The 26,706-nt window shown below is 49.5% G+C and carries 25 protein-coding genes; 23 read left to right on the top strand and 2 right to left on the bottom strand.

Annotation, left to right across the window (positions count from 1 at the left end; all coding sequences use genetic code 11):
- The first annotated feature begins 282 nt into the window (after positions 1 to 282).
- From dapF to spoVM, 18 genes are all read left to right on the top strand, one after another.
- Positions 283 to 1,113, top strand: a complete 831-nt coding sequence (gene dapF, locus QFZ80_RS18325) for a diaminopimelate epimerase (protein WP_307544946.1) — start codon at positions 283 to 285, stop codon at positions 1,111 to 1,113.
- Positions 1,114 to 1,147: 34 nt separating this feature from the next.
- Positions 1,148 to 3,022 carry a bifunctional homocysteine S-methyltransferase/methylenetetrahydrofolate reductase gene (locus QFZ80_RS18320; protein WP_307560385.1) on the top strand — a complete coding sequence of 625 codons (1,875 nt, stop codon included), beginning with the start codon at positions 1,148 to 1,150 and terminating at the stop codon, positions 3,020 to 3,022.
- Between the two features lie 41 nt (positions 3,023 to 3,063).
- Positions 3,064 to 3,936, top strand: a complete 873-nt coding sequence (locus tag QFZ80_RS18315) for a YicC/YloC family endoribonuclease (protein ID WP_307560383.1) — start codon at positions 3,064 to 3,066, stop codon at positions 3,934 to 3,936.
- 33 nt (positions 3,937 to 3,969) lie between these two features.
- Complete coding sequence (gene remA, locus QFZ80_RS18310; protein ID WP_009672664.1) at positions 3,970 to 4,230, top strand: extracellular matrix/biofilm regulator RemA; 261 nt, start codon at positions 3,970 to 3,972, stop codon at positions 4,228 to 4,230.
- Positions 4,220 to 4,858, top strand: coding sequence for a guanylate kinase (gmk, locus tag QFZ80_RS18305; protein WP_307544952.1), 639 nt, complete (start codon positions 4,220 to 4,222; stop codon positions 4,856 to 4,858). Before remA ends, gmk begins: the two co-directional genes overlap by 11 nt.
- On the top strand, positions 4,859 to 5,086 hold the full coding sequence (rpoZ, locus tag QFZ80_RS18300; RefSeq protein ID WP_047672652.1) for a DNA-directed RNA polymerase subunit omega: 228 nt from the start codon (positions 4,859 to 4,861) through the stop codon (positions 5,084 to 5,086). It begins immediately after the preceding gene.
- A gap of 68 nt (positions 5,087 to 5,154) precedes the next feature.
- The gene (gene coaBC, locus QFZ80_RS18295; RefSeq protein WP_307560381.1) at positions 5,155 to 6,375 is read left to right on the top strand and encodes a bifunctional phosphopantothenoylcysteine decarboxylase/phosphopantothenate--cysteine ligase CoaBC; all 1,221 of its coding nucleotides are present in this window, start codon (positions 5,155 to 5,157) and stop codon (positions 6,373 to 6,375) included.
- A complete protein-coding gene (priA, locus tag QFZ80_RS18290; RefSeq protein WP_307544956.1) occupies positions 6,375 to 8,888 on the top strand; it encodes a primosomal protein N' in 2,514 nt (837 codons plus the stop codon). Before coaBC ends, priA begins: the two co-directional genes overlap by 1 nt.
- A 41-nt stretch (positions 8,889 to 8,929) precedes the next feature.
- A complete protein-coding gene (def, locus tag QFZ80_RS18285) occupies positions 8,930 to 9,415 on the top strand; it encodes a peptide deformylase (RefSeq protein WP_307544958.1) in 486 nt (161 codons plus the stop codon).
- A complete protein-coding gene (gene fmt, locus QFZ80_RS18280) occupies positions 9,412 to 10,389 on the top strand; it encodes a methionyl-tRNA formyltransferase (protein ID WP_307560379.1) in 978 nt (325 codons plus the stop codon). The genes def and fmt overlap by 4 nt, the downstream gene beginning before the upstream one ends.
- Positions 10,390 to 10,414: 25 nt before the next feature.
- A complete protein-coding gene (gene rsmB / locus QFZ80_RS18275; RefSeq protein WP_307544962.1) occupies positions 10,415 to 11,872 on the top strand; it encodes a 16S rRNA (cytosine(967)-C(5))-methyltransferase RsmB in 1,458 nt (485 codons plus the stop codon).
- A gap of 378 nt (positions 11,873 to 12,250) precedes the next feature.
- A complete protein-coding gene (rlmN, locus tag QFZ80_RS18270; RefSeq protein WP_198146217.1) occupies positions 12,251 to 13,294 on the top strand; it encodes a dual-specificity RNA methyltransferase RlmN in 1,044 nt (347 codons plus the stop codon).
- Between the two features lie 15 nt (positions 13,295 to 13,309).
- Positions 13,310 to 14,074 (top strand): Stp1/IreP family PP2C-type Ser/Thr phosphatase, encoded by a 765-nt coding sequence (locus QFZ80_RS18265; protein ID WP_307544965.1) that lies wholly within the window; start codon positions 13,310 to 13,312, stop codon positions 14,072 to 14,074.
- A complete protein-coding gene (pknB, locus tag QFZ80_RS18260) occupies positions 14,071 to 16,161 on the top strand; it encodes a Stk1 family PASTA domain-containing Ser/Thr kinase (protein ID WP_307560377.1) in 2,091 nt (696 codons plus the stop codon). The genes QFZ80_RS18265 and pknB overlap by 4 nt, the downstream gene beginning before the upstream one ends.
- Positions 16,161 to 17,090: a ribosome small subunit-dependent GTPase A gene (rsgA, locus tag QFZ80_RS18255; protein ID WP_307544970.1), complete on the top strand. Its 930-nt coding sequence runs from the start codon at positions 16,161 to 16,163 to the stop codon at positions 17,088 to 17,090. The genes pknB and rsgA overlap by 1 nt, the downstream gene beginning before the upstream one ends.
- A gap of 5 nt (positions 17,091 to 17,095) precedes the next feature.
- The gene (gene rpe / locus QFZ80_RS18250; RefSeq protein ID WP_307544972.1) at positions 17,096 to 17,746 is read left to right on the top strand and encodes a ribulose-phosphate 3-epimerase; all 651 of its coding nucleotides are present in this window, start codon (positions 17,096 to 17,098) and stop codon (positions 17,744 to 17,746) included.
- A 17-nt stretch (positions 17,747 to 17,763) separates the two neighbouring features.
- On the top strand, positions 17,764 to 18,009 hold the full coding sequence (locus tag QFZ80_RS18245; protein ID WP_307544974.1) for a hypothetical protein: 246 nt from the start codon (positions 17,764 to 17,766) through the stop codon (positions 18,007 to 18,009).
- Between the two features lie 346 nt (positions 18,010 to 18,355).
- The gene (spoVM, locus tag QFZ80_RS18240; RefSeq protein WP_036634233.1) at positions 18,356 to 18,436 is read left to right on the top strand and encodes a stage V sporulation protein SpoVM; all 81 of its coding nucleotides are present in this window, start codon (positions 18,356 to 18,358) and stop codon (positions 18,434 to 18,436) included.
- Between the two features lie 102 nt (positions 18,437 to 18,538).
- Here the strand turns inward: spoVM and rpmB are convergent, their stop codons facing one another.
- On the bottom strand, positions 18,539 to 18,727 hold the full coding sequence (gene rpmB / locus QFZ80_RS18235; RefSeq protein WP_029197753.1) for a 50S ribosomal protein L28: 189 nt from the start codon (positions 18,725 to 18,727) through the stop codon (positions 18,539 to 18,541).
- 346 nt (positions 18,728 to 19,073) lie between these two features.
- Here rpmB and QFZ80_RS18230 point away from each other — a divergent pair, with 346 nt between their 5' ends.
- Genes QFZ80_RS18230 through recG form a run of 4 tightly spaced genes read left to right on the top strand, consistent with a single transcriptional unit; the run spans position 19,074 to position 24,151 of the window.
- Complete coding sequence (locus QFZ80_RS18230) at positions 19,074 to 19,433, top strand: Asp23/Gls24 family envelope stress response protein (protein WP_057303556.1); 360 nt, start codon at positions 19,074 to 19,076, stop codon at positions 19,431 to 19,433.
- Between the two features lie 29 nt (positions 19,434 to 19,462).
- Positions 19,463 to 21,196 carry a DAK2 domain-containing protein gene (locus tag QFZ80_RS18225; RefSeq protein WP_307544976.1) on the top strand — a complete coding sequence of 578 codons (1,734 nt, stop codon included), beginning with the start codon at positions 19,463 to 19,465 and terminating at the stop codon, positions 21,194 to 21,196.
- 48 nt (positions 21,197 to 21,244) lie between these two features.
- Positions 21,245 to 22,102, top strand: a complete 858-nt coding sequence (locus QFZ80_RS18220) for a DegV family protein (protein WP_307544977.1) — start codon at positions 21,245 to 21,247, stop codon at positions 22,100 to 22,102.
- A 3-nt stretch (positions 22,103 to 22,105) separates the two neighbouring features.
- Positions 22,106 to 24,151: an ATP-dependent DNA helicase RecG gene (gene recG / locus QFZ80_RS18215; protein WP_307544979.1), complete on the top strand. Its 2,046-nt coding sequence runs from the start codon at positions 22,106 to 22,108 to the stop codon at positions 24,149 to 24,151.
- Between the two features lie 79 nt (positions 24,152 to 24,230).
- On the opposite strand, the gene QFZ80_RS18210 is transcribed toward recG, so the two are convergent.
- Positions 24,231 to 25,070 carry an AraC family transcriptional regulator gene (locus tag QFZ80_RS18210; protein WP_307544981.1) on the bottom strand — a complete coding sequence of 280 codons (840 nt, stop codon included), beginning with the start codon at positions 25,068 to 25,070 and terminating at the stop codon, positions 24,231 to 24,233.
- Between the two features lie 298 nt (positions 25,071 to 25,368).
- On the opposite strand from QFZ80_RS18210, the gene QFZ80_RS18205 reads away from it, so the two are divergent.
- Positions 25,369 to 26,688, top strand: a complete 1,320-nt coding sequence (locus tag QFZ80_RS18205; RefSeq protein WP_307544983.1) for an alpha-L-fucosidase — start codon at positions 25,369 to 25,371, stop codon at positions 26,686 to 26,688.
- Positions 26,689 to 26,706: the final 18 nt, after the last annotated feature.

The following is a 26,706-nucleotide window of genomic DNA, read 5'->3' as shown; positions in this document are numbered from 1 at the left end:
CTCGTTATGCATAGGGATGTGAGCTGAAAGTCGGATAGATAAACTATTCTTTGTAATTATTTGTGTTTGTACAAACGAATAAATTCTTTTTTGGCTGCATTCTAATTCCATCAGGCAAGATTTATTCAATTCTTTTACTAGGAATCTATTAACACTATCCCATTGGCTCATGTCATGGGGAATCAGAGTGATATTCGGTTGGAATGGAAAGGAAGGACTATGCATCTTGACATTTTTACGCTATGATAATGGCTAAACTGCATACTGGGAGTGCTATTAACAATGAATTTCACAAAAATGCATGGTCTAGGTAACGATTTTATCGTAGTAGCTGGAGAGAAAGAACTTCCTGCTGATGCAGATCAGCGTGCGATCCAGTTGTGTAATCGTTTTTTTAGTATTGGAGCCGATGGCATCGTCTATATTCTTCCTTCTGACAATGCTGATTTCAAAATGCGCATTATGAACTCCGACGGATCTGAAGCTGAGCAATGCGGCAATGCCATCCGCTGCGTTTCTAAATATGTTTACGATCATAAGCTAATTGATAAAACGGAGATTACCGTTGAAACACTTGGCGCAGGCGTACAAAAGGTACAATTAAACGTACAAGATGGCAAAGTTCGGACTGTTCGCGTGGATATGGGTCAACCGATCTTGAACGGCCTTCAAGTCCCAACTACGGTAGATGAAGCTAAAGTGATCAATTACCCGATTGAAGTTGACGGGAAAGAATTCCGTTTTACGGCTGTTTCGATGGGAAATCCGCACTGCGTTATTTATGTGAAGGATGCTGTGAATTTTGATCTTGCCACTTGGGGGCCGAAGCTTGAAGTGCACCCGATGTTCCCTCGGAAAATAAATGTCGAATTCGTTACGGTGAAAAATCGTGCTTACACGGATATGCGCGTTTGGGAAAGAGGGGCAGGTCCTACACTTGCTTGCGGCACTGGCGCTTGTGCAACGCTTGTCTCCTCCGTGTTAAACGGTTTAACGGACCGTGAAGCGACAGTTTCGCTTAAAGGCGGAGAATTGTTTATCGAATGGAATGAAGCGGACAACCATGTTTATATGACCGGACCTGCGGAAGAAGTGTTTACGGGCACGGTTTAAGTTAATTACATTTTTAGTAGGTGGGGAATTTATCATGAAATTGGATCTTCGTACGGCGCTGCAGCGGGACATTTTGATCGGTGACGGCGCTATGGGGACTTATTTATATCAGATGGGATTTCCTGTCGGCATTTCTTATGAAGAATTGAATTTGCTTAGACCGGAAACGGTTGCTGACGTGCACCGCCGTTATTTTGAGGCAGGTGCGCGTCTTATTGAAACGAATACATTCTCGGCTAATCGCGAAAAATTATCCAAATACGGTCTAGAAGGCGATGTTGAAGCCATTAATCGAGCAGGTGTGGAGCTAGCCAGAAAAGCGGTTGGTGATGAAGCGTATGTTGTTGGCGCTATTGGATCTATTCGTGCGGGCAAGCGCAAAAATGTTCGTACCACGGACGTTGAGGAATCACTCCGCGAGCAGATTGGCATCTTACTGGATTCGCCAGTGGACGGGCTATTGCTTGAGACCTTCTATGATTTGGAAGAGCTGCAACTCGCGCTGCGTATTATTCGCAGCATGAGTGAGCTGCCTGTCATTTGTCAGTTCGCTAACGAAGGCACTGGCAGCACACAGGACGGTGTTCCGCTGCAAGAAGCGTTCCAGCGGTTACGCGACGACGGGGCGGACGTCATCGGCTTCAACTGCCGCGTCGGCCCGAATGGGATTCTCCGTTCGATGGAGAAGCTAACTCCAATCGCCGGCATTCCGTTCTCCGCGTTCCCGAACGCGGGGCTGCCCGACTACGTCGACGGTCACTACACCTATGCGGCGACGCCTCAGTACTTCGCCGAGAGCGCGCTGCGCTTCGCAGACCTCGGCGCGCGTATCATCGGCGGCTGCTGCGGCACCACGCCGGAGCATATCGCCGCCGTCGCCCAGGCGCTGCAAGGCTACGTCCCGGCAGCGCCTGGTACGATGGCCTCCACGCGAACTGTGCGCGTGAGCGAGCCCGCCCCGGCGAAGCCTGCGCCGCCGGCAGGCAAACCCTCGCTGCTCGAAATCGTGAAGCAGCGTAAAACCGTCATTGTCGAGCTGGATCCCCCTCGGGATCTCGACATCGAGAAATTTATGCAGGGGTCGAAGGCCCTGCAGGATGCGCATGTCGACGCCATTACGATGGCCGACAATTCACTAGCCGTGACGCGCATGAGCAATCTGGCCCTCGGTTACCTCGTGCAGGAACGCTTAAGCGCGCGTCCGCTGATCCACATCGCGTGCCGCGACCGCAACATGATTGGGACGCAGTCCCATCTGATGGGTCTTCACGCGCTGGGCATTGACCACGTGCTGGCCGTGACCGGCGATCCCGCCAAATTCGGCGATCTCCCTGGGTCCAGCTCCGTTTACGACCTGACCTCATTCGAGATCATTCGGATGATTAAGCAGCTTAACGAAGGCATTGCCTTCTCAGGTAAGCCGCTAAAGCAGAAGGCCAACTTCGTTGTAGGGGCTGCTTTTAATCCGAATGTGAAGCATCTGGATAAAGCGGTTCAGCGCTTGGAACGCAAAATTGAAGCAGGCGCCGATTACATCATGACGCAGCCCGTCTACGACGCCAAGCTGATTGAACAAATTTATGAGGCGACGAAGCATTTAAATATACCGATTTTCATAGGTATTGCTCCGCTAGCTAGCGGAGGGAACGCTGAATATCTGCACAATGAAGTTCCAGGTATTCGGTTGTCCGATGAAGTGAGAGAACGCATGAATGGACTCAAGGGTCCAGAAGGGCGGGCAATGGGCGTTGAGATTGCCAAAGAGCTGCTGGATGCTGCAATGCCTTTCTTTAATGGCATCTATCTAATGACCCCTTTTCTGGCCTATGAGATGTGCGTAGAACTGACGAAGTATGTATGGGAAAAGTCGAATCGGCATGATTTCCACTTGTACCCACTTTCAAAATGAATTAAAATAGGTTAATGGATGTGATAAGGATGATTTGCAGTATGACCGGATTCGGACAAGCGAATCGTTCTTTTGCGGGATACAACGTGTTTATCGATGCGAAATCGGTCAATCATAGGTATAGTGAAGTGTCGATCCGATTGCCGAAGGAATGGGCGGCTTTTGAAGACGCTTTGAAGAAAACGGTGCTGCAAGCGGTGAAGAGAGGACGGGTAGACGTCTTCATCACGGCGGAACGTGAAACGGCTTCTCCGAAGAGCGTAACGGTTAACTTTGCTTTGGCAGATGCTTATTTGCAGGCTGCGGAGCAGTTGAAGGAGCGCTATGGGTTTACCGAGCAGGTCGAGCTCAAAGATTTATTGAAACTTCCCGATCTCATTCAGATGAAGGAGTCGCGTAAGGAACCTGATGAAGAGATCGAACAGGAACTATGCGCCTGCTTGCAGGAGGCCGTTGCCAGATTATCCGACATGCGGCTGCGGGAAGGAGCGTTTCTGGAGCAAGATATTCGTGAGCGCTTGGCGGAACTGAAGCGAATCCATGTGGAATTGGAAGCTTTAGCACCTCAGGTGGTTCAAGACTATGCGGCTAAGCTGACGAACAGAATTCAGTCTCTTCTGCAGGATCAGACGCCTGTGGATGAGCAGCGCTTAGCGACAGAAATTGCTATATTCGCAGATCGTTCGAATGTGGATGAGGAATTGACTCGACTGAAAAGTCATTTTGAGCAATGTGATCAATTGCTTACAGAGAAAGAGCCTGTTGGACGAAAGTTGGATTTCTTGATTCAAGAAATGAATCGAGAAGTGAACACAATCGGATCCAAGTCCAATCACTCGGAGCCTACGGCTAGAGTGATTACGATGAAAGCAGAGCTTGAGAAGATGCGCGAACAAATACAGAATATCGAGTGAAGCGGCATGGAGCTTCGCGAGGAGGAAGTCGTAATGGCTATCAAATTAATTAATATCGGGTTCGGCAACATCGTATCGGCGAACCGCATTATCTCGATCGTAAGTCCGGAATCGGCTCCGATCAAGAGGATCATTCAAGAGGCGCGTGATCGTCACATGCTGATTGACGCTACATATGGTAGAAGAACCCGTGCCGTTATTATCACTGACAGCGACCATGTGATTTTGTCGGCAGTACAACCAGAGACGGTAGCGCATAGACTTTCCAACAAGGACGATGATCATGACGAGTAATACGAATACCCTTGAGCGTGAGAGAGGCATTCTGATTGTTTTATCCGGTCCTTCCGGTGTCGGCAAGGGAACCGTTTGCGCCGCGCTACGCAAGTGTTCACCGGATATCGTCTACTCGGTATCGGCCACAACCCGTTCTCCTAGACAAGGGGAAGTGGATGGTGTGAACTATTTCTTCAAAACTCGGGAGCAATTTCAACAGATGATCGAAACGGATGAAGTGTTGGAATGGGCTGAATATGTAGGTAACTTCTACGGCACTCCGAGACGTTTTGTTGAGGAAACGCTGCGCTCCGGTCAAGATGTCATCTTGGAAATCGAAGTGCAGGGTGCTCTGCAAGTCAAACAAAAGTTTTCCGAAGGTGTTTTCATTTTCTTGCTGCCGCCTTCTCTAGATGAGCTTGAGAATCGCATTGTAACGCGTGGTACGGAAACGGATGAAGTCATACGCAGCCGAATGTCTGTAGCTATGGACGAAATTCGCTTGATGGAGCACTATGACTATGCGATTGTAAATGACCATGTAGAAGCGGCTTGTTCCAAAATACAAGCGATTCTTTTAGCAGAACATTGCAAAAAAGATCGGATGTATCCAAAAATCGTACAATGGATGGATGAGGTGAATTGAATGCTATACCCTTCAATTGATAAACTGCTTGATATCGTGGATAGCAAGTATTCACTAGTTGTAGCTGCTTCCAAAAGAGCAAGATCCTTGCGTGATGGCGCTAAATCAAATTTAAAAGGCCAAAAGGCTCACAAACATGTTGGTGTCGCGTTAGAAGAGCTATACGGCAACTATATCGGTTATGAGAAAATTGAGTCGACAGAGACTGAGAAATATCAGAAGAAATAAATTGGTTTACCCAACAACCCTAGTGGTTGTTATTTTTTTCTCAAATTGTGCGTAGAAAGGGGATACCTATGAGTGTACTGCATGGCAAAACGATTGTGCTTGGCGTATGCGGAGGCATTGCCGCTTATAAGGCTGCTGCGTTAACGAGTAAATTGACACAAGCTGGTGCAATTGTGCGTGTGATTATGACTAAATCAGCTGTTCAATTCGTAGCGCCGTTAACGTTTCAAACGCTGTCTCGTCATCATGTTTTTGTGGATACCTTTGATGAGAAAGATCCTTCGGTTGTATCGCATATCAACTTGGCGGATAGTGCCGACCTCGTGCTTGTTGCGCCTGCAACGGCGAATATGATTGGCAAGCTGGCGCTTGGTCTTGGCGATGATATGCTCAGTACGACGCTGCTTGCAACCATGGCACCGATATGGGTAGCGCCTGCAATGAACGTGCATATGTATGCGAATCCAGCTGTACAGCATAATATGCAGACCTTGCTAAGCCGTGGAGTGCGGTTTATTGAACCGGGAGAAGGGCAATTGGCTTGCGGTTACGTTGGAAAAGGACGGCTTGCTGAACCTGAGGAGATTCTTGCTGCAATTGAGCAGCATTTTAAGGGGGAGCCTAGGCGTTTAGAAGGACAACGTGTCCTCGTGACTGCCGGAGGCACCGTTGAACGCATTGACCCGGTACGGTACATTACGAATGACTCCTCCGGCAAAATGGGCTACGCTATCGCTGAAGAAGCGGTGCGTATGGGAGCCAAGGTGACGTTGATATCAGGGCCGTCCGCTTTATCAGCGCCTGAGGGCGTTAAACTAATCAATGTTCAGTCTGCTTTGGATATGAGAGAGGCTGTTTTGGCTCGTTTGGATGAAAGTCATCTTGTTATCAAAGCAGCTGCGGTAGCTGATTATCGTCCAGCGGTTGTTGCTGAGCATAAAATTAAAAAGAAGTCGGACTCGCTAACGCTAGAGCTGGTTAAAAATCCAGATATTTTACAGGAAATCGGTACGCTCAAAAAGCATCAGTTCATCATCGGGTTTGCTGCAGAGACGGAGCGTTTGGACGAGCATGCGATGGACAAGCTGAACCGCAAAAACTGTGATCTCATCGTTGGTAATGATGTATCACAGGAAGGTGCGGGCTTTGGCGGTGATACGAATGTGGTCCGGTTTTACGATCGTAATGGGCTCGTAGAGGCCCTTCCTATACAAAGTAAGAAAGATGTGGCACGTAGACTGCTCGAGCTTGCGGCGGATCGTATGCATTCCGCAGCGGGGGAATCCTGATGTACGCAAAAGTCATTGTCGATGTCCCAGCGAAACAAACAAACCGGGCATTCGACTATGAAGTACCCGCATCCTTGAGGAAATGGGTTGAAGTGGGCAGTCGCGTTGGCGTGCCTTTCGGCCCGCGGGTGCTGCAAGGCTTTGTCGTCGAATTGCATGAGGAAACCCAGGTAGATGTGACTCGCATTAAGCCGATTCAGAACGTCCTGGACTTGGTTCCTCCGCTCACGGAGGAACTTGTGAGTCTGGGGAGGTGGGTCAGCCGCATGTACTTGTGCCATGAAGTTACGGCGCTCCAGGCGATGCTGCCTGCTGCACTCAAAGCGAAATATGAGCGGGCGATTGGGGTCGGGGAGGAGTCTGGCGAGCAATCGCTGTTGGACATGTCGGATCTGCAAGAGATTGTTAGCTTCGTGAAATCCAAAGGTTCCGTCTCGATGGATGCTTTGATGGAGCGTTTTGCAAGTGACGGCGCCCTCATTAAACAACTGCTGAGCGCAGGTATCCTAGCGGAAGTACAATTGGTCAAAGACCGCATGAATACCAAGAAAGCGTTGACCGTTTTCCCTCCTGCTGGTGGGAGCGGATTGGAAGAGGCTTTGGCCGAGCTTCCTGCCAGAGCTAACAAACAGCAGGATGTGCTGCGTTATTTGATGGAACATCCACACGCGATTCGGCTCACAGAGCTGATGGAAACGGTGGAGGTCGGCGCGAGCACGGTCAAAAGCTTGGCGGATCGCGGGTGGATTGAGCTGCGTGAGGTCGAAGTGATGCGCGACCCCTATGCGGGTCGTGCTTTCACGCGGACGAAGCCGCTTCCCTTAACGGAAGAACAGAGCAGTGTCTTCGCGGAAATTCGAGATGCTGTAGCTGAGGAGCGCAATGAGGTATTTCTGCTGCACGGGGTTACGGGTAGCGGTAAAACCGAAGTGTATTTACAATCCATTCAGCAGTGCTTGGATATGGATAAGGAAGCGATTGTGCTTGTTCCTGAAATTTCACTGACGCCGCAGATGGTAGAACGATTTAAAGGGCGGTTTGGCGATTTGGTTGCCGTCCTACACAGTCGGTTATCGAATGGAGAACGGTACGACGAATGGCGCAAAATTATGCGCAAGCAAGTGAAGGTTGTGATCGGCGCTCGTTCGGCGATTTTTGCTCCTTTTACGAGAATTGGCCTTATTATCATTGATGAGGAGCATGAATCTTCCTATAAGCAGGAGGAGAGCCCCAAATATCACACCCGTGATGTCGCGGTTCAAAGAGCGAAGCAGCAAAACGCCGTCGTTGTACTCGGTTCCGCAACACCCTCTCTTGAAAGTATCGAGAAGACAAGGCGACGCCGTGACAGGGATAAACCTCCCTTTCGGTTGTTGACGATGCGGGAACGCGTGGCCAGCCGACCGATGCCCCCAGTAGCTATCGTTGATATGCGTGAGGAGCTGAAAAACGGAAATCGTTCTATGTTCAGCCGTTCCTTGTATAAAGCGATCGAAGATCGGTTACAAAAGAAAGAACAGATTGTTTTATTGCTGAATCGGCGTGGGTATGCGACGTTCGTTATGTGCCGTACATGCGGTTTCGTCTCGCAATGTCCACATTGTGATATTTCACTTACCTATCATCAAAGCTCGCGCATGCTGCGTTGTCATTATTGCGGCTATGCGGAGCGAGAGGTTACGCAGTGTCCTAGCTGCCAGTCGGAGCATATTCGTCATTTTGGTACAGGAACACAGCGTGTTGAAGAGGAGCTTAGTAAGATTTTTCCCGGGATTCGGGTCATCCGCATGGATGTCGATACGACGACGGAGAAAGGTTCACATGAAAAATGGCTGACGATGTTTCGCGAGAAGCAGGCGGATGTGCTGCTTGGCACGCAGATGGTAGCAAAAGGGCTGGATTTTCCTGACGTGACCTTAGTGGGGGTTATCGCAGCGGATACAGTGCTTAATCTGCCGGATTTCCGTTCAGCGGAGCGGACTTTTCAGTTATTAACACAGGTTGCAGGCCGGGCGGGTCGTCATGAAAAGCAAGGGGAAGTGTTCGTCCAGACATACACTCCCGAACATTATAGTGTGCAGTATGCAAGCAAACACGATTATATCGCTTTTGCGAACCATGAGCTTGATATACGTGCAAATCTAGGCTATCCGCCTTATCAGCGATTGATTCTGGTCACTTTTTCGCATGAGCAGGTTCCGCTTCTGGTACGTTCTGCGGAGGCTTTTGTCACGAGGCTGAAAGAGATTGCTTTTACGTACCGGGCCCAGCAGGTTGATCTGTTTACGAATACGTTGCCCACGGATCAATCTTTTCAAATGGATGTGTTAGGACCTGTTGCATCGCCGATTTCACGAATCAAGGATAGATATCGATTCCAATGCGTGGTAAAATATCGGGGGGAAGATCAGGCTGCAGAGATCGTTTCTAAAGCAGTAGCTTGGTTTGAAGAGCGTTCAGCGAAAGAAAAGCTGCTGATCAGCGTGGATGTTGACCCGCAATATTTGATGTAATGAACCCCAAATAGAGAAGACTTCAAAGGTAGGTGCACATTATGGCTATTCGTATTATTGTTAAAGATCCAGATCCAGTGCTGCGTGAGAAAGCTATCACGGTTACGAAATTTAATTCCAATCTGCATAAACTGCTGAATGATATGGCAGACACGATGTATGAAGCAGAAGGCGTGGGCCTTGCTGCTCCGCAAATCGGTATTCTTAAACGCGTTATCGTCATGGATTGCGGAGAAGAACACGGTGGATTGATAGAAATGGTAAATCCCGAGGTTGTTACTTCCAGCGGTGAACAAATGGGGCCGGAAGGCTGCTTAAGTATTCCTGGACTTCGCGGCGATGTGCTTCGGCCGCTCCATGTCACGGCCAAAGGCCAAGATCGTAATGGGAATCCCATTGAAGTGACAGGCACAGATTTGCTGGCTCGCTGCATTTTCCATGAAATTGATCACTTAAATGGCGTTTTGTTTACGGATCTTGCAACCAAAACGTATACGGCTGAAGAAGAAGAGGAAGATTCCGAGTGAACATTATTTTCATGGGCACGCCGGATTTTGCTGTACCCTCCTTGCGTCTGCTCTTGGAGGAAGGTTATAACGTGACCACGGTTGTCACACAGCCAGATCGGCCGAAAGGACGCAAGCGCGTCCTGACGCCGCCTCCGGTTAAAGTGGAAGCAGAAAAGCATGGGATTCCCGTCCTTCAACCGGAGAAATTGCGTCAAGCTGATTCGGTTGAGCTTTTGCGACAATTAAAACCTGATTTGATTGTGACAGCTGCTTACGGACAGATCTTGCCTAAAGCGGTTTTGGACTTGCCGCAGTACGGGTGTATTAACATCCATGCTTCGCTGCTGCCCAAATATCGAGGCGGAGCGCCGATCCATCATGCTGTGATTCGGGGTGAAGCCGTAACTGGCGTTACAATTATGTACATGGCCGTAGGTCTTGATACCGGCGATATGATTTCAAAGGTGGAGCTTCCCATCGAAGATACGGATACGACGGGCTCATTATTTGAAAAGCTAAGCTTAGCCGGTGCTGATCTGCTTAAGCGCACGCTGCCTGATTTACTGGCAGGACGTATCCAGGCTGTTGCGCAAAATGAGGCAGATGCTATTTATTCTCCGAATATCCGCAGGGAGGACGAATGGATCGATTGGTCGCGTTCTGCCGCCCAGCTTTGGAATCAAGTGCGCGGCTTAAACCCTTTCCCCGGCGCTTACACGCTCTGGAACGGGGAAGTTATGAAAGTGTGGGCTAGCGCGAATCCGAAAAGTTCTTCGGAGCCAAGAAGCCGAAGCTTCTCCGAAATCAGCGGAGACGCACCTGTTCCTGGAACTGTACTTGGCAGTAGTGAGCAGGGCATTGAAGTGATGACGGGTGAAGGTACGCTGTGGCTGACGGAGATCCAACCTTCAGGCAAAAAGGCGATGCCCGTGTCAGAGTTCGTACGAGGTGTGCAAATCCCAGCTGGTACGGTATTCGGACACAGTAACTAAAGCAACTAAAAATGAGGTATTCGATTTGTCAACGCAAAAACCAAATCGTCCGCAAAACGGACTAATAAAATCGCAGGGGGCCGGAAAGCCCTCTGCTCCAAAATCATCCTCAGGCGCTGCGAAGAGCAGCGCTGTTAAGCATTCTGCCCGTGATGCGGCGCTGGATGTGCTGATTCGGGTTGAAGAAAATCAATCGTACAGCAATTTGCTGCTGAACCAGGTATTGCAAAAGCATGCGCTTGAGCGGGCGGATGCGGGACTGGCGACGGAGCTTGTTTATGGGACCATCGGACGGAAAAATACGATCGATTTCTTCTTGGAACGTTTTGTCAGCAAGGGGCTAGCGAAGCTCGAGCCTTGGGTGAGATGCTTGCTGCGGCTGAGCTTCTATCAGCTGCATTATTTGGACCGCATCCCCGACCATGCGGTCGTAAGCGAAGCGGTCAATATCGCGAAGCGCCGAGGCCATCAAGGCATCTCGGGCATGGTCAACGGCGTGCTGCGCGCGGTGATCCGCAGCAAAGCCGAGCTCACGCTGCCGGCTGCGCTCGGCGACGTGAAGCGCATCGCGCTGAGCCATTCCCATCCGGAATGGCTCGTACGCCGGTGGATCCGTCAGCTGGGAGCTGAGCTGACGGAACAGATCTGTGCGGCGAACAATGAGCCGCCGCACGTCAGCATTCGCGCGAACGCGAGGCGCCGCAGTCGCTTGGAGCTGCTGGAGCAGCTCCAAGGCAGCGGCCTCAGCGCGGAAGCGTCAGAGCTGGCCCCGGCCGGCATTCTTGTGCAGGGGGCCGGGAACATGGCGTTAGTCCCCGGCTTCCAGCATGGGGACTTCTCGATTCAAGACGAGAGCTCGATGCTCGTCGCCGAAGCTCTGGATCCGCGTCCAGGCATGACGGTGCTGGACTGCTGCGCCGCCCCTGGCGGCAAGACCGCGCATATCGCCGAGAAGATGGACGATGTGGGCAAGATCTGGGCTTGTGATCTGCATGAGCACAAGCAGAAGCTGATCGCAGATCAAGCGGAGCGTCTGGGACTGTCGTCGATCCAGACGCTGGTGATGGATGCTGCGAAGCTGGACGAACATTTTGCGGCGGAGTCATTTGACCGCATCCTGCTTGATGCGCCCTGCTCGGGCCTTGGGGTCATTCGCCGCAAGCCCGACCTAAAGTGGGCGAAGCAGGAGGCGGAGATTGACGCGATTAGCGAGCTGCAGCATGCTATTCTAAGCAAAGTGCATAGGCTGCTCAAGCCGGGCGGCGTGCTGGTCTACAGCACGTGCACGATTGAGCATGCGGAGAACGCGGGCATGGTCGAGCGCTTTCTCGCCGAACATAGCGAGTTCGAGCTAGCGCCGCTGCCGGTGGATGTTTTTGCAAGCATTGACCCTGTGGCTGCCGCAGCCGGTATGGTGCAAATCCTGCCGCAGCAGTTTCATTCCGACGGTTTCTTTATCGCACGGCTGCGCAAACGTGTATAGCTTGTCGGGCGCATGCTGCGCAACGGTTTTCTTGGTTTAACTGTAGTTCCTACAGTTAATTTCAGGGAAACCGTGACAATGACGGGTACAAACTGCATTTTGTAAATATAGCTGATTTCATTTCTGCACTTTTTACAGTTAATTGCCTCAAATAGAGCTAAGTATTTTGATTTAGCTGTACTTTTTGCAGGTAATGATCGGGTGATCCGAGTTGATTTTGACGGTTACTCGGCCAGGCAAATGCCTATCGTCCGCAGCTGCTAACCACGGGGACGTGTGTTCGTTCCCGCTTTGTGATAAAATAACATACGATTAGCAAAAAAATAGACGAAATAACAACAGGTTGTGATAATTGTGACTAGTAAAGTCAGTGAGAATGTGAAACCATTTGTGTATGATTTAAATTGGGATGAGTGGCAGAGCTGGGTGAAAGAGAACGGCGAGTCCTCGTTTCGTGCTGGGCAAATTTTTGACTGGCTGTATATAAAGCGGGTATTCAGCTTCGATGAGATGTCGAACTTGCCGAAGACGCTGCGGGACAAACTGAAGGATCAGTTTGAGTTCGTTACGTTGACAGAGATTGCCAAGTATCAGTCGCAGGATGGTACGGTCAAGTTTTTATTTGAATTGGAAGACAAGAATGCCATTGAAACAGTTGTCATGAAGCACAACTACGGCAACAGTATTTGCGTAACAACGCAGGTAGGGTGCCGAGTAGGGTGTACGTTTTGTGCATCTACCTTGGGCGGTTTGAAGCGGGATTTGAGACCGGGTGAGATTGTGGCTCAGGTTGTTAAAGCCCAGAAATTGCTGGATGAGACAGAGGAACGAATCTCTTCCATCGTCATTATGGGTATTGGCGAGCCTTTTGAAAATTATGAAGCGACAATGAATTTCCTTCGTGTGATGATTCACCCGAAAGGTCTGAACATTGGACAGCGTCATATCACGGTATCGACGAGTGGGATTGTGCCGAACATTTATAAGTTCGCTGATGAGAATTTGCAAGTGAATTTGGCGATTTCGATTCATGCACCGAACGATAAGCTTCGGTCTAAGCTGATGCCGGTCAATCGGAGATTTCCTTTCGTTGACCTAATCGAAGCTTGCAAGTATTACATTGCCAAAACCGGCAGACGAATTACGTTTGAATATGCCCTTATGGGGGAAGTGAATGACCAGCCTGAACATGCAGAGGAACTAGCGCAAGTGCTGAAGGATATGCCGCTTAGCCACGTGAATCTGATTCCTGTGAATTTCGTGGCCGAACGGGATTTCAAACGTACGCCTAGGGATGATATTTTCACCTTCCAACGTATTCTTGAGAAGGGCAAAATTAATGCCACCATACGTCGTGAACAAGGTAGTGACATTGCTGCTGCCTGCGGACAACTGCGCGCGAAGCATATGGAGAACAAGTAATGAGGTGAAATCCGGATGAAGATGGTAAGCCGTACCGATATTGGCAAAGTCCGTTTAGTGAATGAGGACCGAGCTGCCATCCATCATGACCTCAATGGCCTATCTTTAGCTATTGTGGCTGATGGCATGGGGGGACATCAAGCTGGTGATATCGCCAGCCAAATGGCCATCGAAATGATTGCAGATCAGCTGCAATCGATCCATTGGGGAATGTCTGTGGAAGCTTGTAAGCAAGTGCTGAAGGAAGCCATTGAAAAGGCGAATGAGAAAATTTATGAATTCGCCTCCGGGCAAGAAAGTTATCATGGTATGGGCACGACGGTCGTTGCCATTATTGCTTCGCAAGAGCTTCTTATTATTGGACATATCGGTGATAGTCGTGCTTACAAGATCACCGATGAATCGATCACACAACTAACGGAAGATCATTCTTTGGTGTATGAGCTTGTGAAGAACGGGCAGATTACCATCGAAGAGGCCGATCATCACCCTAGGCGTAACTGGATTACACGTGCACTCGGCACAGAGCCGGGCGTAGAGGTGGATCTCTATGAGTACGCGTGGCGTCCGGGTGATATCATTCTGATCTGTACGGATGGTTTGAGCGGTTTGGTGGATTCCGGCGACATTTTACGAATTGTCAAATCACATGAACGGATAGAAGATGCGGCGGAACAGTTGATTCAAAGCGCGCTTGATGAAGGTGGAGACGATAATGTAACGGTCGTTTTACTTGCGCACGATCATGATTCGGACGAAAAAAGGGGTGATGGGAATTGATCGGTAGAAAGCTTGGAGGCCGCTATGAAATATTAGATCGCATTGGCGGAGGCGGCATGGCTTTAGTCTACAAAGGGCATGATTTATTATTAAATCGTAAAGTGGCTGTGAAAGTACTGCGCCAGCAGTATGTGCACGATGAAGAGTTCATTCGTCGCTTCCGTAGAGAAGCTCAGGCAGCCGCTTCACTTTCTCATCCTAATATCGTCAGTATTTATGACGTCGGACAAGAAGAAGACGTGCATTATATTGTGATGGAATACATAGAAGGCACGACCTTGAATGATGTAATCAAAGAGAGAGCACCGCTGCAGGTCGAAGATGCGGTTCACTACGCGAGTCAAATTGCAGATGCCCTCGATCACGCCCACCACAATGAAATCATTCATCGGGATATCAAACCGCACAATATTTTGATCGGTAAAAACGGCCGCGTCAAAGTGACGGATTTCGGTATCGCACGGGCAGCCACTTCTTCCACCATAACGCAAACCGGATCCGTTGTCGGTTCTGTGCACTATTTCTCACCGGAACATGCCAAAGGGACGAATACAGGGGAGAAATCCGATTTGTATTCCCTAGGTATCGTGATGTATCAAATGCTGACAGCTAGGCTGCCTTTTCTCGGTGAGAGCCCGATTTCTGTGGCTTTGAAGCATTTGCAGGAAGATGTGGAAGATCCGCGTAATGTGAACCCTCTTATTCCGCAAAGCGTGGAAAACATTATTTTGAGAGCCATGCGCAAAAAGCCTGAAGAACGCTACCAGTCTGCAAAGCTAATGATGGCAGACCTCGATACCTGTTTGAATCCGGATCGCCGGAATGAAGCGAAGGTGGTTTTCTGGGATGCGGATGGGATGGACGCAGAGCGTACCTTAGTGATGCCTGCGATTCGTGCCGACCAACTCGGACAGTTCGATGATGATGATGATGATGAGCCTGAGAAGCCTGCCCGTCGGCAAGAGCCGACCCCTTCAAAAGGGAAGGGCTGGATTAAGCCACTCATTTGGATTGTCGTTTTGTTAATGGTGCTCGGCGCTATGTGGTACATGGTTGGGTATGTGAAAGGAATGTTCGCCATTGAAACCGTCGAGGTTCCCAATGTAGCAGGCAAACCGTTGATTCAAGCTCAAGCTGAATTGACGGCGGTAAGATTGGGCTCCACGGTTGAATATGATTTGGACAGCAAGCTGGATAAAGACATTGTCATTCGCCAAGATCCTACGGGGATGAGAATGAATGTGGGCACCAAAGTGACGCTGTATGTTAGTAAGGGTACGCCCAAAATCAAGATGGACAATTATGCGGGGCAACCACTTAAGGATGTTAAGCTGAAGCTGCAAGCCCTCGGCATCAAGGATAATCAGATTACGATTACACAAGAGACGACTGATGATGCGCCAGATATAATTTTGAAACAATTCCCTCTGGTTGGCGAAGAGTTTGAGCTTGACAAAGCGGCAATTGCATTTACCGTCAGCAAAGCCAAAGAAACGTTCAAAATGCCGGATCTCGTGGGAATGACGGAAGCTGAAGCCAAGGCTCAGATCACAAAGTTAAATCTCAAGCTTCCTGTGAATGGCATCACGCGTGAGAAAAGCTACAAAGTGGCCAAAGGAAGGGTTGTTAAGCAGTTTCCTTTTGACAAAAATCAGGATGTATCCGTTGGTTCTGAGATCTCTTTGATTATTAGTGACGGATTGCCTGAGGACGCTGGACAACTAACCGTCAGCATACCTGTGAAGCCGACGACGGAGGGCAAAGATTCCGAGTTCAAAATTGTCGTAAGCGATGCCCAGTATGAGAACTTCGAATATAAAACAGAAAAAGTATCGAAGCCTCAGAATATGGATGTCAAAGTCATTGTTTCTCCAGATAAGAGAGCTGTCATCTTGATTAAAGAAGGAGATAACTTGGTCAACTCCATTACTCGCACATATCAAGACTACTTGGATCAAAAAAATGGAAAGACAATATCACCTAGTCCTTCCGCGTCACCATCGCCTTCACCTAAACAGCAAAGCAATGGACCGGCTATTCCGGTTGGCGGCACTGCCTCTAAACCACCTGCTGGAGGCACACCTTAATGCCACAAGGATACATCGTAAAAGCGCTGAGCGGCTATTATTATGTGTTGCCTGAGGAGGCGGATCTCCGTGAAGCCAAGACGGTTACTTGCCGAGGAAGAGGCGTTTTCAAAAATAGGAACATAACCCCCCTTGTAGGAGATCGTGTTATGTATGCGGAAACGGAGAATGGGGAAGGAACCGTTACGGAAATCCTTCCCCGCACTTCGGAGCTCATACGACCTCCAATCGCCAATGTAAACGTGGTTGTGCTGGTCTTTTCGGTGACAGAGCCTGTTCTCAATTTGCAGCTGTTAGATAAATTTCTGGTCCATATTGAAAATACAGGCATTGATGTTTTGTTATGTTTCACCAAGAGTGATTTATTGACCGAAGATGATGAGTCTTCCGTTCCCAAAGAAATGACGGTTGCCGAGCTGGAGCGGATTACGAAGCTCTATGAAGGAATCGGCTATACGGTAGTGAAGACGAGTTCTAAGCTGCAAGAAGGCGTGGAAGCGATTCTGCATCATTTGGACGGAGCGGTCAGTGTTTTTGCTGGACAATCCGGTGTGGGTAAGTCTTCCCTGCTTAACGCAATGATTAGTGGTCTTAATCTAGAGACGAATGCCATTTCTCAGAGATTAGGCAGAGGAAAGCATACAACACGTCATGTTGAGCTGCTGCCACTCACGAATGGCGGCCTTGTAGCCGATACGCCGGGCTTCAGCCAGTTAGACTTTATGGAAGTCGAAGCAGAGGGTCTTAGCGGCTGCTTTAAGGAGTTTGCCGCGATAGCGGAGGGCTGCAGGTTCAGAGGCTGTTTGCACCTGCATGAGCCGGATTGCAAGGTTCGTGATGCTGTAGCCGAGGGAGCGATTGCAGCCTCTCGTTTTGATCATTACTTGTTGTTTTTAACTGAAATCAAGGATCGGAAGAGGAGGTATTAGGACGGATGGTATATGTAGCACCTTCTATTTTATCAGCCAACTTCGCTAAGCTTGGGGAAGAAATTAAGGAAGCGGAGCTTGGCGGAGCCGACTGGATCCATGTGGATGTCATGGACGGCCATTTCGTACCGAATATCACAATTGGTCCACTTGTTGTTGAAGCGATACGGCCAGTGACCAAGCTGCCGCTTGATGTTCATTTGATGATTAAGCAGCCAGATCGCTATATACCTGATTTTGTCAAAGCGGGTGCCGATTTGATATCCGTCCATGTGGAGGCTTGTACGCATCTGCATCGGACCCTTCATCTTATTAAGCAAAGCGGCATTAAAGCGGGGGTTGTGCTGAATCCTGCAACCCCGATTTCTCTAATTGAACATGTACTCGATGAACAGCTGGATCTTGTGCTTATTATGACGGTCAATCCTGGATTCGGCGGACAGGCTTTCATCCCTGGTATGCTGAGTAAAATTCGCGCGCTGCGTGAGCAAGCGAATGCTAAGGGACTGAACGGGCTTCATATTGAAGTAGACGGCGGTATTAATGAGGTGACGGCTCGCCAGGTGGTGGAAGCTGGAGCCGATGTATTGGTTGCCGGCAATGCTGTGTTCGGGCAGTCCAATCGCACCGAGGCTATCGAGCGAATACGCGGGTAGAGGGGGAGCGAAGGACGATGAGATTTCTCTGGTTATTGATGTACAGTCTGCTTTGCGCAGTCCTGTTGACTTGCTTTTCAAATATACACGGTATCTCGAAGTATGTATTCTCACTTGGCGCCCTTTATTTAGGGATGCGATTCTTTCGGAAGTTTGAGCAAGTTGGGTTTCGCATTTGGTTCGTCGTTATTTCTGTTCTCTTCTATTTTATTTTCAGTTTAATTTATGCGCTTTACACGCAGCTGGGCATAACTGCACCCTAGCCGCATACATATAGTTACAAGAGTGAAGCGCTCTTGTAGCTTTTTTTGTTTTCTGGAAGCGAGCGAATTGTGGGAGAAAGTAAAAATAGAAGGCACTTTTTTACGGTCCGGGCATATACTGTTGTAACGATGCTAAGGAGCAGTCATGCAACTTGTGAAGCATATGCTTACGACATAAGTTTCTTCTGAAAACTTGAAGTCTGTGCTCACGAAGTCAGTTCTCTGCCTTCCTCTAAGCGCGGTCGCTCATCTTCGTAAGACCTCGGTAGAGGTTTATCTCACGAAAACTCTAAGCGAATGCTCATGAAGTCAGTTTTCTGACGAAAACTCTAAGGAGGGGTAGAGAATGAAGTTCTACACAATTAAGCTACCAAGATTTTTGGGTGGATTCGTGAAAGCCGTACTTAATACGTTTAGTAAAAACTAGGCCAACACTTACTTACTCCATTTCCCCCAGAAATGCAAAAAAAGCACCGATAAGGTGCTTTTTGTCTTTCACATAAGAAAGTGTAAGTATGCGCAGCTACAATTAAACGCGAGCCACTTTTCCGGATTTCAACGCACGAGTACTTACGTAAACCCGTTTTGGTTTGCCATCAACGAGGATGCGAACCTTTTGAACGTTAACTCCCCAAGTACGCTTGTTTTTATTGTTAGCGTGGGACACGTGATTTCCTGAAGAAGGACTTTTACCTGTAATGAAACATTTGCGGGACATGTTTGACACCTCCTTGGGCAGTATACAAAGCAGCCTGGGTGGCAAGCCTAAGCTTGACATGACAGCTTTCCATAATTTTAGACATTGTTTGGTTTGTTGCGATTCATAATAATAACCAGCAAAAACACACTTAAATATAATAGCATAGCAAAAGGAGCCTAGTCAACGAAATACCTGCACTTTTGCCGTTTATTTATTCAGTATGTTATAGTACAATGAAGATTAGCCCACATTCCAAGTACATAGTAATTGACTTATGAAGTCGAATTAGCTAAAGCCAAAGCAGGAAAGGGAATACTTACAAAGGTAGTCTTGCTAAAGCGAAACTTGAAGGAGTTGTTAGATAATGCCAATTGAACTCACAACCGAGTACGGAAAAGTGTATATTACCAATGAAGTGATTTCAACACTGGCGGGATCCGCTGCGTTAGATTGTTATGGACTTGTTGGCATGGCGACGAGAAAGCAACTGAAAGACGGGATAGCTGAATTGCTAGGCCGGGACAATTTAAGCCGCGGCGTCGAAGTCCGCCATGAAAACGGGCGACTCGAAATTGATCTTTATATTATTGTCAGCTACGGAACGAAAATATCCGTAGTCGCAGGTAATGTCCAAACGAAAGTCAAATATATTTTGAATGACGTTGTAGGGCTTCATGTGGACGATGTGAACATTTTTGTTCAGGGCGTTCGTGTAGCCAAGTAAAAGCCCGATAACCAGGAAGGGGAATCACTTTGAGTAAGCGCTTTATTTCAATAAATGGAAATGACTTCACTGCCATGGTCTTGGCGGGTGCGGATAACCTTCGCAGAAATGTAGATAAGGTTAATGGATTGAACGTTTTTCCTGTACCCGACGGAGATACCGGCACCAACATGAATTTGACACTCACTGCGGGTTGTGAGGAACTTAAAAAGAAGCCATCCTCCCATATTGGGAAAGCAGCTGATGCGTTGTCCAAAGGGTTATTGATGGGCGCAAGAGGCAACTCAGGGGTTATTTTGTCACAGCTGTTTCGCGGATTCGCGAAGCATGTGCATGATCTTGAGCATGTAAATGTACAGCAATTCGCCGGCGCTCTGCAGCAAGGCGTAGAGACAGCTTACAAAGCTGTTGTGAAGCCGGTGGAAGGAACCATTTTGACGGTATCAAAAGAAGCAGCTAAGCATGCCGCACAATATAGACGTGGAAGCGACCTGCTTGATCTCATGCAGGAGGTTCTGGGCAAAGCTAAGGAAGCCCTCGCTAGAACGCCTGAGCAGCTTGCTGTGCTCAAACAGGTCGGTGTGGTAGATGCAGGCGGACAAGGGCTTGTATGTGTCTATGAAGGCTTTGTAGCGGCGTTAAGCGGCGGTCTGGTTCAAGTGAACGATGACTATGCTACGATGGATACAACACTTGGTGCTGTTTCACTCGTTCCCGGTATGAACTTAGCGAAGGAAGTGCACGCACATCTTCCCGCGCAGGCACATTTGGCCACGGAAGACATCGAATTTGGATACTGCACGGAATTTATGCTGACGATTGCTCCAGGTAAGGTCAAAGGACAAGTTTTCGATGAAGGCACGTTCCGTGATCAATTGAGCAAGTTGGGGGATTCGCTGCTGGTTGTAGCCGATGACGAGTTGGTGAAGGTTCATATTCACGCCGAATACCCGGGGGAAGTAATGAACCAAGCGATGAATTACGGTGCTCTGAGCCGTATCAAAATTGAAAATATGCGCGATCAGCATTCACATATATTGGAAGATATGACCGAAGGGTACGAAGCTCCTGTTTCTACTACGGCCGCAGCTGTACCGCCAAGCAAGCCGTATGGTTTCGTAGCGGTTGCTCTAGGTGATGGCATTACCGATATTTTGTCTAGTGTAGGCGTCGATGTCGTTCTCTCCGGTGGACAGACGATGAACCCAAGCACCGAGGATATTGTGAATGCGGTTAACAGTATTGATGCAGACACCATTTATGTGCTGCCCAACAACTCCAACATTATTTTGGCTGCGCAGCAAGCTATTGAACTGGTAGACAATAAAACGCTGATTGTGATCCCATCTAAATCGATTCCGCAAGGTCTTGCAGCCATTCTGGCGTTCCAAGAGAAGGCGGATGCCAAAACAAATACGGAAGCCATGAGTGAGTCGCTTCGACGTGTAAAATCGGGCCAAGTTACTTACGCTGTGCGCGATACGAACATGGACGGTATTGACATTAAACAGGGCCATTTTATTGGCATTCAAGATGGGCGCATTGTATCTTCTCAGCCGAGTCTCCTGGATGCTTGTAAGAAGCTGCTGGAGGAAATGATTGAAGAAAGCAGCGAAATTGTCACTATCCTCACCGGAGAAGATGCCGTCGATGCAGAGACGGAGGAGCTGGAGGCGTTCATTCAAGCGGCTTATCCCGAAATAGAAATTGAGCTTCATCCTGGCGGACAGCCTTTGTATGCGTACCTGTTTTCCGTTGAGTAAAAGAATACCATTAGCCGTGGATAAATTCGTGAAATGGAGTGAGCCCTGTTGACAAACATTCGTATCGTAACGGACAGCACGGCCGACATACCTTTGGCACTCAGACAAGAACTTAACATCGAGATGGTGCCTCTCAAGATTCATTTTGGAGATGAAGAATATTTAGATACGGTGACGTTGCAGTCTGAGGAATTTTATCCGAAGCTAACCTCGTCACCTCACTTTCCCCGAACGTCACAGCCGTCTCCTGCAGAGTTTCTGGACTTGTATCAGAGACTGCTTGAAGAGCCCGATACGGAGGTTATCTCGATTCATTTGGCATCTGTGCTGAGCGGAACGTATCAGTCGGCGCTGCTAGCTTCCACGATGCTGGAGGACTCGCCAGGCAAGGTACATGTGTTTGATTCCTGTTCGGCTTCTTATGGGATTGGCGCTCTTGCTGTAGCTGCTGCCCGAGCAGCTAAGGCGGGGCAAAGTGTCGATGAGATTTTAGAGCTAGTACGAACGCTGAGAGAGAACTTTTACATATACTTCCTCGTAGATACGCTAGAATTTCTGCAAAAAGGTGGAAGAATCGGCAAAGCATCCGCTCTTTTTGGTTCTTTGCTAAATATTAAGCCCATTCTTTCTCTGGATCGATCGGGCGAAGTAGCTGCGATTGATAAGGTTCGCGGCCACAAAAAAGCGGTTGCGCGAATCCTAGAGCTGTTGGCGACGGATGTATCGGGTAAGACAATCCGTAGTTTACACATTGCTCATGCAAACAATTTGGAAGGTGCGGAGCAGCTGCGCGCGGCCATCATGCAGCAATTTGTTGTGGAGCATGTTGACTACATTACACTGGGGCCTGTTATTGGCGCACACGCTGGACCAGGCACCATCGCAGCGTTCGTTAGTACGGTGTAAGTTATGGATTTGAATCAATTCGAAGTACGCGAAGTCCATGGAGTGGGCGCTCAGAAGGCACTTGAGCTCAACTCCATGGGCATTTTTACGGTTATGGATTTACTGGAATATGTGCCATTCCGGTATGAGGATTACACGGTACGTGATTTAGCGAGTGTGAAGGACGGCGACCGCGTCACCGTGAAGGGTTATATCATCGGAGAGCCGGTGCTGCAGCGCTACAGCGGCAAATCCCGACTATCCTGCAAGGTGATGGTCGATGAGTTCCTGCTGACGGCGGTGTGGTTTAACCGCCACTTCTTGAAGGACCGCTTGCGGCCGCAGCAGGAGATTATACTCACCGGCAAATGGGACGGCAAGCGCAGGCAAATGAGCGTGTCCGATTCGGAGTTTCCCGGACAAGGCGATTCCAATACCGGCACCATACAGCCGGTATATTCGGTTGTAGGCACTGTTACGCAGAAGTGGATGCGTAAGGTCATTCAGCAGGCGCTGACGCAGTACAGCGCGATGATCAGTGAAGTGCTGCCGGCTGGCATTATCGGCCGGTATGGGTTTATGCCGCGCAGCAAGGCGCTGGCGGTCATCCACACGCCGAGCGGTGTGGAGGAAGGCAAGCAGGCGCGCAGGCGCATGGTGTATGAGGAGCTGTTCCTATTCCAGCTCAAGCTGCAAGCTTACCGCGCCGTGACGCGCAGCCGCGCGGACGGGTTGAAACAGCAGGTGGACTTGCCTGCTGTCCGCGCCTTCGTGCGCGCGCTCCCCTTCCAGCTGACGGAGTCGCAGAAGAAGGTCGTAGGCGAGCTCCTGCACGATATGCAGGAGCCGTACGCCATGAACCGACTGCTGCAAGGCGATGTCGGTGCGGGGAAGACGATCGTCGCGGCCATAGGCCTCTACGCGACGGTGAAGGCCGGCTACCAAGGCGCGCTGATGGTGCCGACGGAGATTCTGGCTGAGCAGCACAAGCGCTCGCTGGACAGCCTGTTCGAGCCCTACGGGCTGCAGATTGCGCTGCTGACAGGTAGCTCAACCGACCGCCAGCGGCGGGATCTGCTGGCCTCCTTGCAGATGGGCATGATCGATGTGCTGGTCGGCACGCATGCCCTCATTCAAGAGGACGTCTACTTCCGCCAGCTGGGGCTTGTCGTGACGGACGAGCAGCACCGCTTCGGGGTGAACCAGCGCAGCATCCTGCGGCGCAAGGGCATGAACCCCGACGTGCTGACGATGACGGCGACGCCAATTCCGCGTACTCTGGCGATTACGGCCTTCGGCGACATGGACGTTTCAACGCTGCGTGAGCTGCCGAAGGGACGTAAGCCGATCAAGACGTATGCGGTTCAGCATGCGATGCTGGAGCGAGTGCTCGGCTTCATCCAGCGTGAGGTCGCCGCAGGGCGGCAGGCGTATATCATTTGTCCGCTCATCGAAGAGTCGGACAAGCTGGACGTGCAGAATGCCATCGATGTCCACATACAGCTGCAGCAGCATTTTCCGCACATGCGGATCGGCCTGCTGCACGGGCGAATGAGCGCGCAGGAGAAGGAAGCGATCATGCGCGCATTCAAGGAAGGCACCGTGGAGGCGCTCGTGTCGACCACGGTGATCGAAGTTGGCGTGGACGTTCCGAACGCCACGCTGATGGTGATCTACGACGCCGATCGTTTCGGCCTGTCGCAGCTGCATCAGCTGCGCGGGCGGGTGGGCCGCGGTGAGCACCAGTCCTTCTGTGTGCTCATCGCCGACCCGAAGACCGAGGTCGGCAAGGAGCGCATGAAGGCGATGACCGAAACGACCGACGGCTTCGAGATTGCCCGGCGCGATCTAGAGCTGCGCGGGCCGGGGGACTTCTTCGGCACGAAGCAGAGCGGGCTGCCGGAGTTCCGGATCGCCGACATGATGGCGGACTTTGAAGTCATGGAGCAAGCGCGCGATGATGCGGCTGAGCTTGTCGGTGACTCGTCCTTCTGGACGGGAGCTTCATTCATACCGCTCAGAGCTTACTTGCAGCGTGCGCAGATTTTTGACAGTGAAGTGTTGGACTAATCAGCCTTATAACTAAAAAAAACGCTAGGATGGACTGATGACAACTGTCAGTCGCTGATCCTAGCGTTTTTTTACTATTTTATCCTTTACCCCGTACATTCATCCGATATTCCGTAGGCGGAAAGCCGGTGTCTTTGCGGAAGCTTTTCGCGAAATGGTTCGTATCCTCATAACCGGTCTGCTCGGCAATTTCTCTCATACTGAGCGACGTGGTCGTGAGCAGAAATTTGGCCTTGTCGATGCGCTTGCGCTGCATGTATTTGGCGGGGGGCATGCCAAAGTGCTTTTTAAAATATTTGATCAAGTAATTGGGGTGCAGGTGAACGGACTTGGCCATTTGTTCCACAGTGATGCTCTTATGAAGATTCTGCTCAATAAATTGCCGTAATTGGCCGAGTCGGTCCATTTCATCGGTACGCTTTTGCAGTACATGTACAGGAACCGCTTCCAAGTAGCTGGATATGATTTGCAGCAGGATTGCTTTTTCTCGTAAACGCGAAGTTAGTGACGGTTCATGATGCAAGGCGGCAAGCTCTTTAAACCATGCCGTCATCTGCTCTACGTTGCAAATTTGGATAAACAAAGGAATATCCAGCCATTGAAAGAGGTCAAAAGAACCGATATGTGCCGTGAAATGGCACCAATATTTTAAATAAGGGCGATCGCTGATCGTGGAGTAAGAATGGAGCGTGTGGGCAGGAAGCAGACATAGCTGACCGGGTAAAGGATTAAGCTCCTGATGGTCAACCTTAACCCAGCCTTCGCCTTCCAGAATCCAATACAGCTTATTATGCTCTGGTGTAAAATTAAGCTCCTTCCACGAAGCTGTGCACTGCGTAAGATGCGCTTCTAAAATGTGAATCTGTAGGTTCTGCAGAAGGTCCGATAGGAATGTAATTTGCTGCGTATTCATCATCATGTTCACCTGAGAATGTTAATTATATCCTGATTGAGGTTAGTTTCGTACCTGTTTATTATAGCACAGGCTTGATAGACTAAAGTTGTGAAGTTTTAAGAGGTTGTTTAAAAAGCCCACTTTGATAACGAAGTCATTCATGGAAGCATCTCGGCATCGAATCTTGAACGAAACGGGGAGGTCCGGTACTCACGTAGCAAATCACTACGCCCCGTTCCTCCTTCCCCGGACTTCGTCCAACCTTCTCGGTTCTGAAAGTGGACTTTTTACACACGCATTAAATTCGAAAGGTGTGTAGCTGATGTCAAGCAATCATCCGATTATTCAAGAACGAACAGAGCGTACGCAGTGGTTTCTGCAGGATCGATTCGGTATGTTTATTCATTGGGGACTGTATGCCATTCCAGCCAGAGGAGAATGGGTGCGCAGCGTCGAGCGTATTTCGGTAGAGGACTATCAAACGTATTATGATGAATTCGATCCTGTCCGTTATGATCCTAAGGCGTGGGCGCGTGCTGCGAAGCAAGCGGGTATGAAATATGCGGTATTGACGGCCAAGCATCATGACGGGTTTTGTTTATTTGACAGCGCTCTCACTGAGTATAAGTCAACGAATACACGGGCCGGGCGAGATTTGGTTCGCGAATTTATTGAAGCGTTTCGGGCGGAAGGCTTAAAGGTGGGACTCTATTATTCGTTAATCGATTGGCATCATGAGGACTATCCGGCTTATGGGGATCGCATTCATCCGATGCGGGATAATGAGAACTACACAAGAAATCCGGAGACGTTTGATCGATACCTTCAGTATATGCATGGACAAGTAAGGGAGCTGCTGACGAACTATGGCAAACTGGATGTGATGTGGTTCGACTTCTCTTATGATCGCATGAAGGGGGAGACATGGAAAGCAACCGAGCTGATGGCGATGATTCGATCTCTGCAGCCACATATCATCGTAGACAACCGATTAGACGCAAGCGGCGAAGAAGGCGGAACTATTTTCACTAAAAATCCGCTCAGCTATTCGGGTGACTTTGCTTCACCGGAACAGATCATTCCGCCGCAAGGCGTGACGGATGACGAGGGCAATTCGCTTCCATGGGAAGCTTGTATCACGCTGAATAATAATTGGGGGTACGCAGCCCAAGATTTCCAATATAAATCCTCAACTACCCTTATCCGGAAGCTGATAGAGTGCGTCAGCAAAAATGGGAATCTGCTGTTGAATGTGGGTCCGAATGCGCTCGGCGAGATTCCGAAGGAGTCGCTGGACATTTTGGCCGAGATCGGCGATTGGGTTCAGAAAAATGGGGACAGCATTTACGGCTGCGGGCAAGCCTACTTACCGAAACCGGAGTGGGGCAGGTATACGCAAAAGGGCAATCTGCTGTATGCCCACTTGTTTGAGGAAAGCGTAGGTCCTATTAACTTAAACGGGTTGGCCGGTAAGGTGAAGAAAGCAAGGCTGCTATCTGACGGTTCCGAGCTCTTCCTAAGCCGTCCTTGGAATGCCGCCCAGTATCCGGACGATGCGTTCATTAGTTTCGCTAGACCTGAGCACTCCAGCTATCCGCTGCCGGATCAAAGAGCTACGGTTGTGGAGTTGGAGCTACTCTAAAGAACGAAATAAATTAAC

Source organism: Paenibacillus sp. V4I7 (assembly GCF_030817275.1).
GTDB lineage: Bacteria > Bacillota > Bacilli > Paenibacillales > NBRC-103111 > Paenibacillus_E.
Note: the sequence above shows the minus strand (reverse complement) of the source record. Positions and strands in the feature narration are given on the sequence as shown.

Bases quoted from the DNA above. Each gene is read 5' to 3' on its own strand.
- dapF (WP_307544946.1), top strand. From the start codon at position 283: ATGAATTTCACAAAAATGCATGGTCTAGGTAACGATTTTATCGTAGTA.
- QFZ80_RS18320 (WP_307560385.1), top strand. From the start codon at position 1,148: ATGAAATTGGATCTTCGTACGGCGCTGCAGCGGGACATTTTGATCGGT.
- QFZ80_RS18315 (WP_307560383.1), top strand. From the start codon at position 3,064: ATGACCGGATTCGGACAAGCGAATCGTTCTTTTGCGGGATACAACGTG.
- remA (WP_009672664.1), top strand. From the start codon at position 3,970: ATGGCTATCAAATTAATTAATATCGGGTTCGGCAACATCGTATCGGCG.
- gmk (WP_307544952.1), top strand. From the start codon at position 4,220: ATGACGAGTAATACGAATACCCTTGAGCGTGAGAGAGGCATTCTGATT.
- rpoZ (WP_047672652.1), top strand. From the start codon at position 4,859: ATGCTATACCCTTCAATTGATAAACTGCTTGATATCGTGGATAGCAAG.
- coaBC (WP_307560381.1), top strand. From the start codon at position 5,155: ATGAGTGTACTGCATGGCAAAACGATTGTGCTTGGCGTATGCGGAGGC.
- priA (WP_307544956.1), top strand. From the start codon at position 6,375: ATGTACGCAAAAGTCATTGTCGATGTCCCAGCGAAACAAACAAACCGG.
- def (WP_307544958.1), top strand. From the start codon at position 8,930: ATGGCTATTCGTATTATTGTTAAAGATCCAGATCCAGTGCTGCGTGAG.
- QFZ80_RS18265 (WP_307544965.1), top strand. From the start codon at position 13,310: ATGAAGATGGTAAGCCGTACCGATATTGGCAAAGTCCGTTTAGTGAAT.
- rsgA (WP_307544970.1), top strand. From the start codon at position 16,161: ATGCCACAAGGATACATCGTAAAAGCGCTGAGCGGCTATTATTATGTG.
- rpe (WP_307544972.1), top strand. From the start codon at position 17,096: ATGGTATATGTAGCACCTTCTATTTTATCAGCCAACTTCGCTAAGCTT.
- QFZ80_RS18245 (WP_307544974.1), top strand. From the start codon at position 17,764: ATGAGATTTCTCTGGTTATTGATGTACAGTCTGCTTTGCGCAGTCCTG.
- spoVM (WP_036634233.1), top strand. From the start codon at position 18,356: ATGAAGTTCTACACAATTAAGCTACCAAGATTTTTGGGTGGATTCGTG.
- rpmB (WP_029197753.1), bottom strand. From the start codon at position 18,727: ATGTCCCGCAAATGTTTCATTACAGGTAAAAGTCCTTCTTCAGGAAAT.
- QFZ80_RS18230 (WP_057303556.1), top strand. From the start codon at position 19,074: ATGCCAATTGAACTCACAACCGAGTACGGAAAAGTGTATATTACCAAT.
- recG (WP_307544979.1), top strand. From the start codon at position 22,106: ATGGATTTGAATCAATTCGAAGTACGCGAAGTCCATGGAGTGGGCGCT.
- QFZ80_RS18210 (WP_307544981.1), bottom strand. From the start codon at position 25,070: ATGATGATGAATACGCAGCAAATTACATTCCTATCGGACCTTCTGCAG.
- QFZ80_RS18205 (WP_307544983.1), top strand. From the start codon at position 25,369: ATGTCAAGCAATCATCCGATTATTCAAGAACGAACAGAGCGTACGCAG.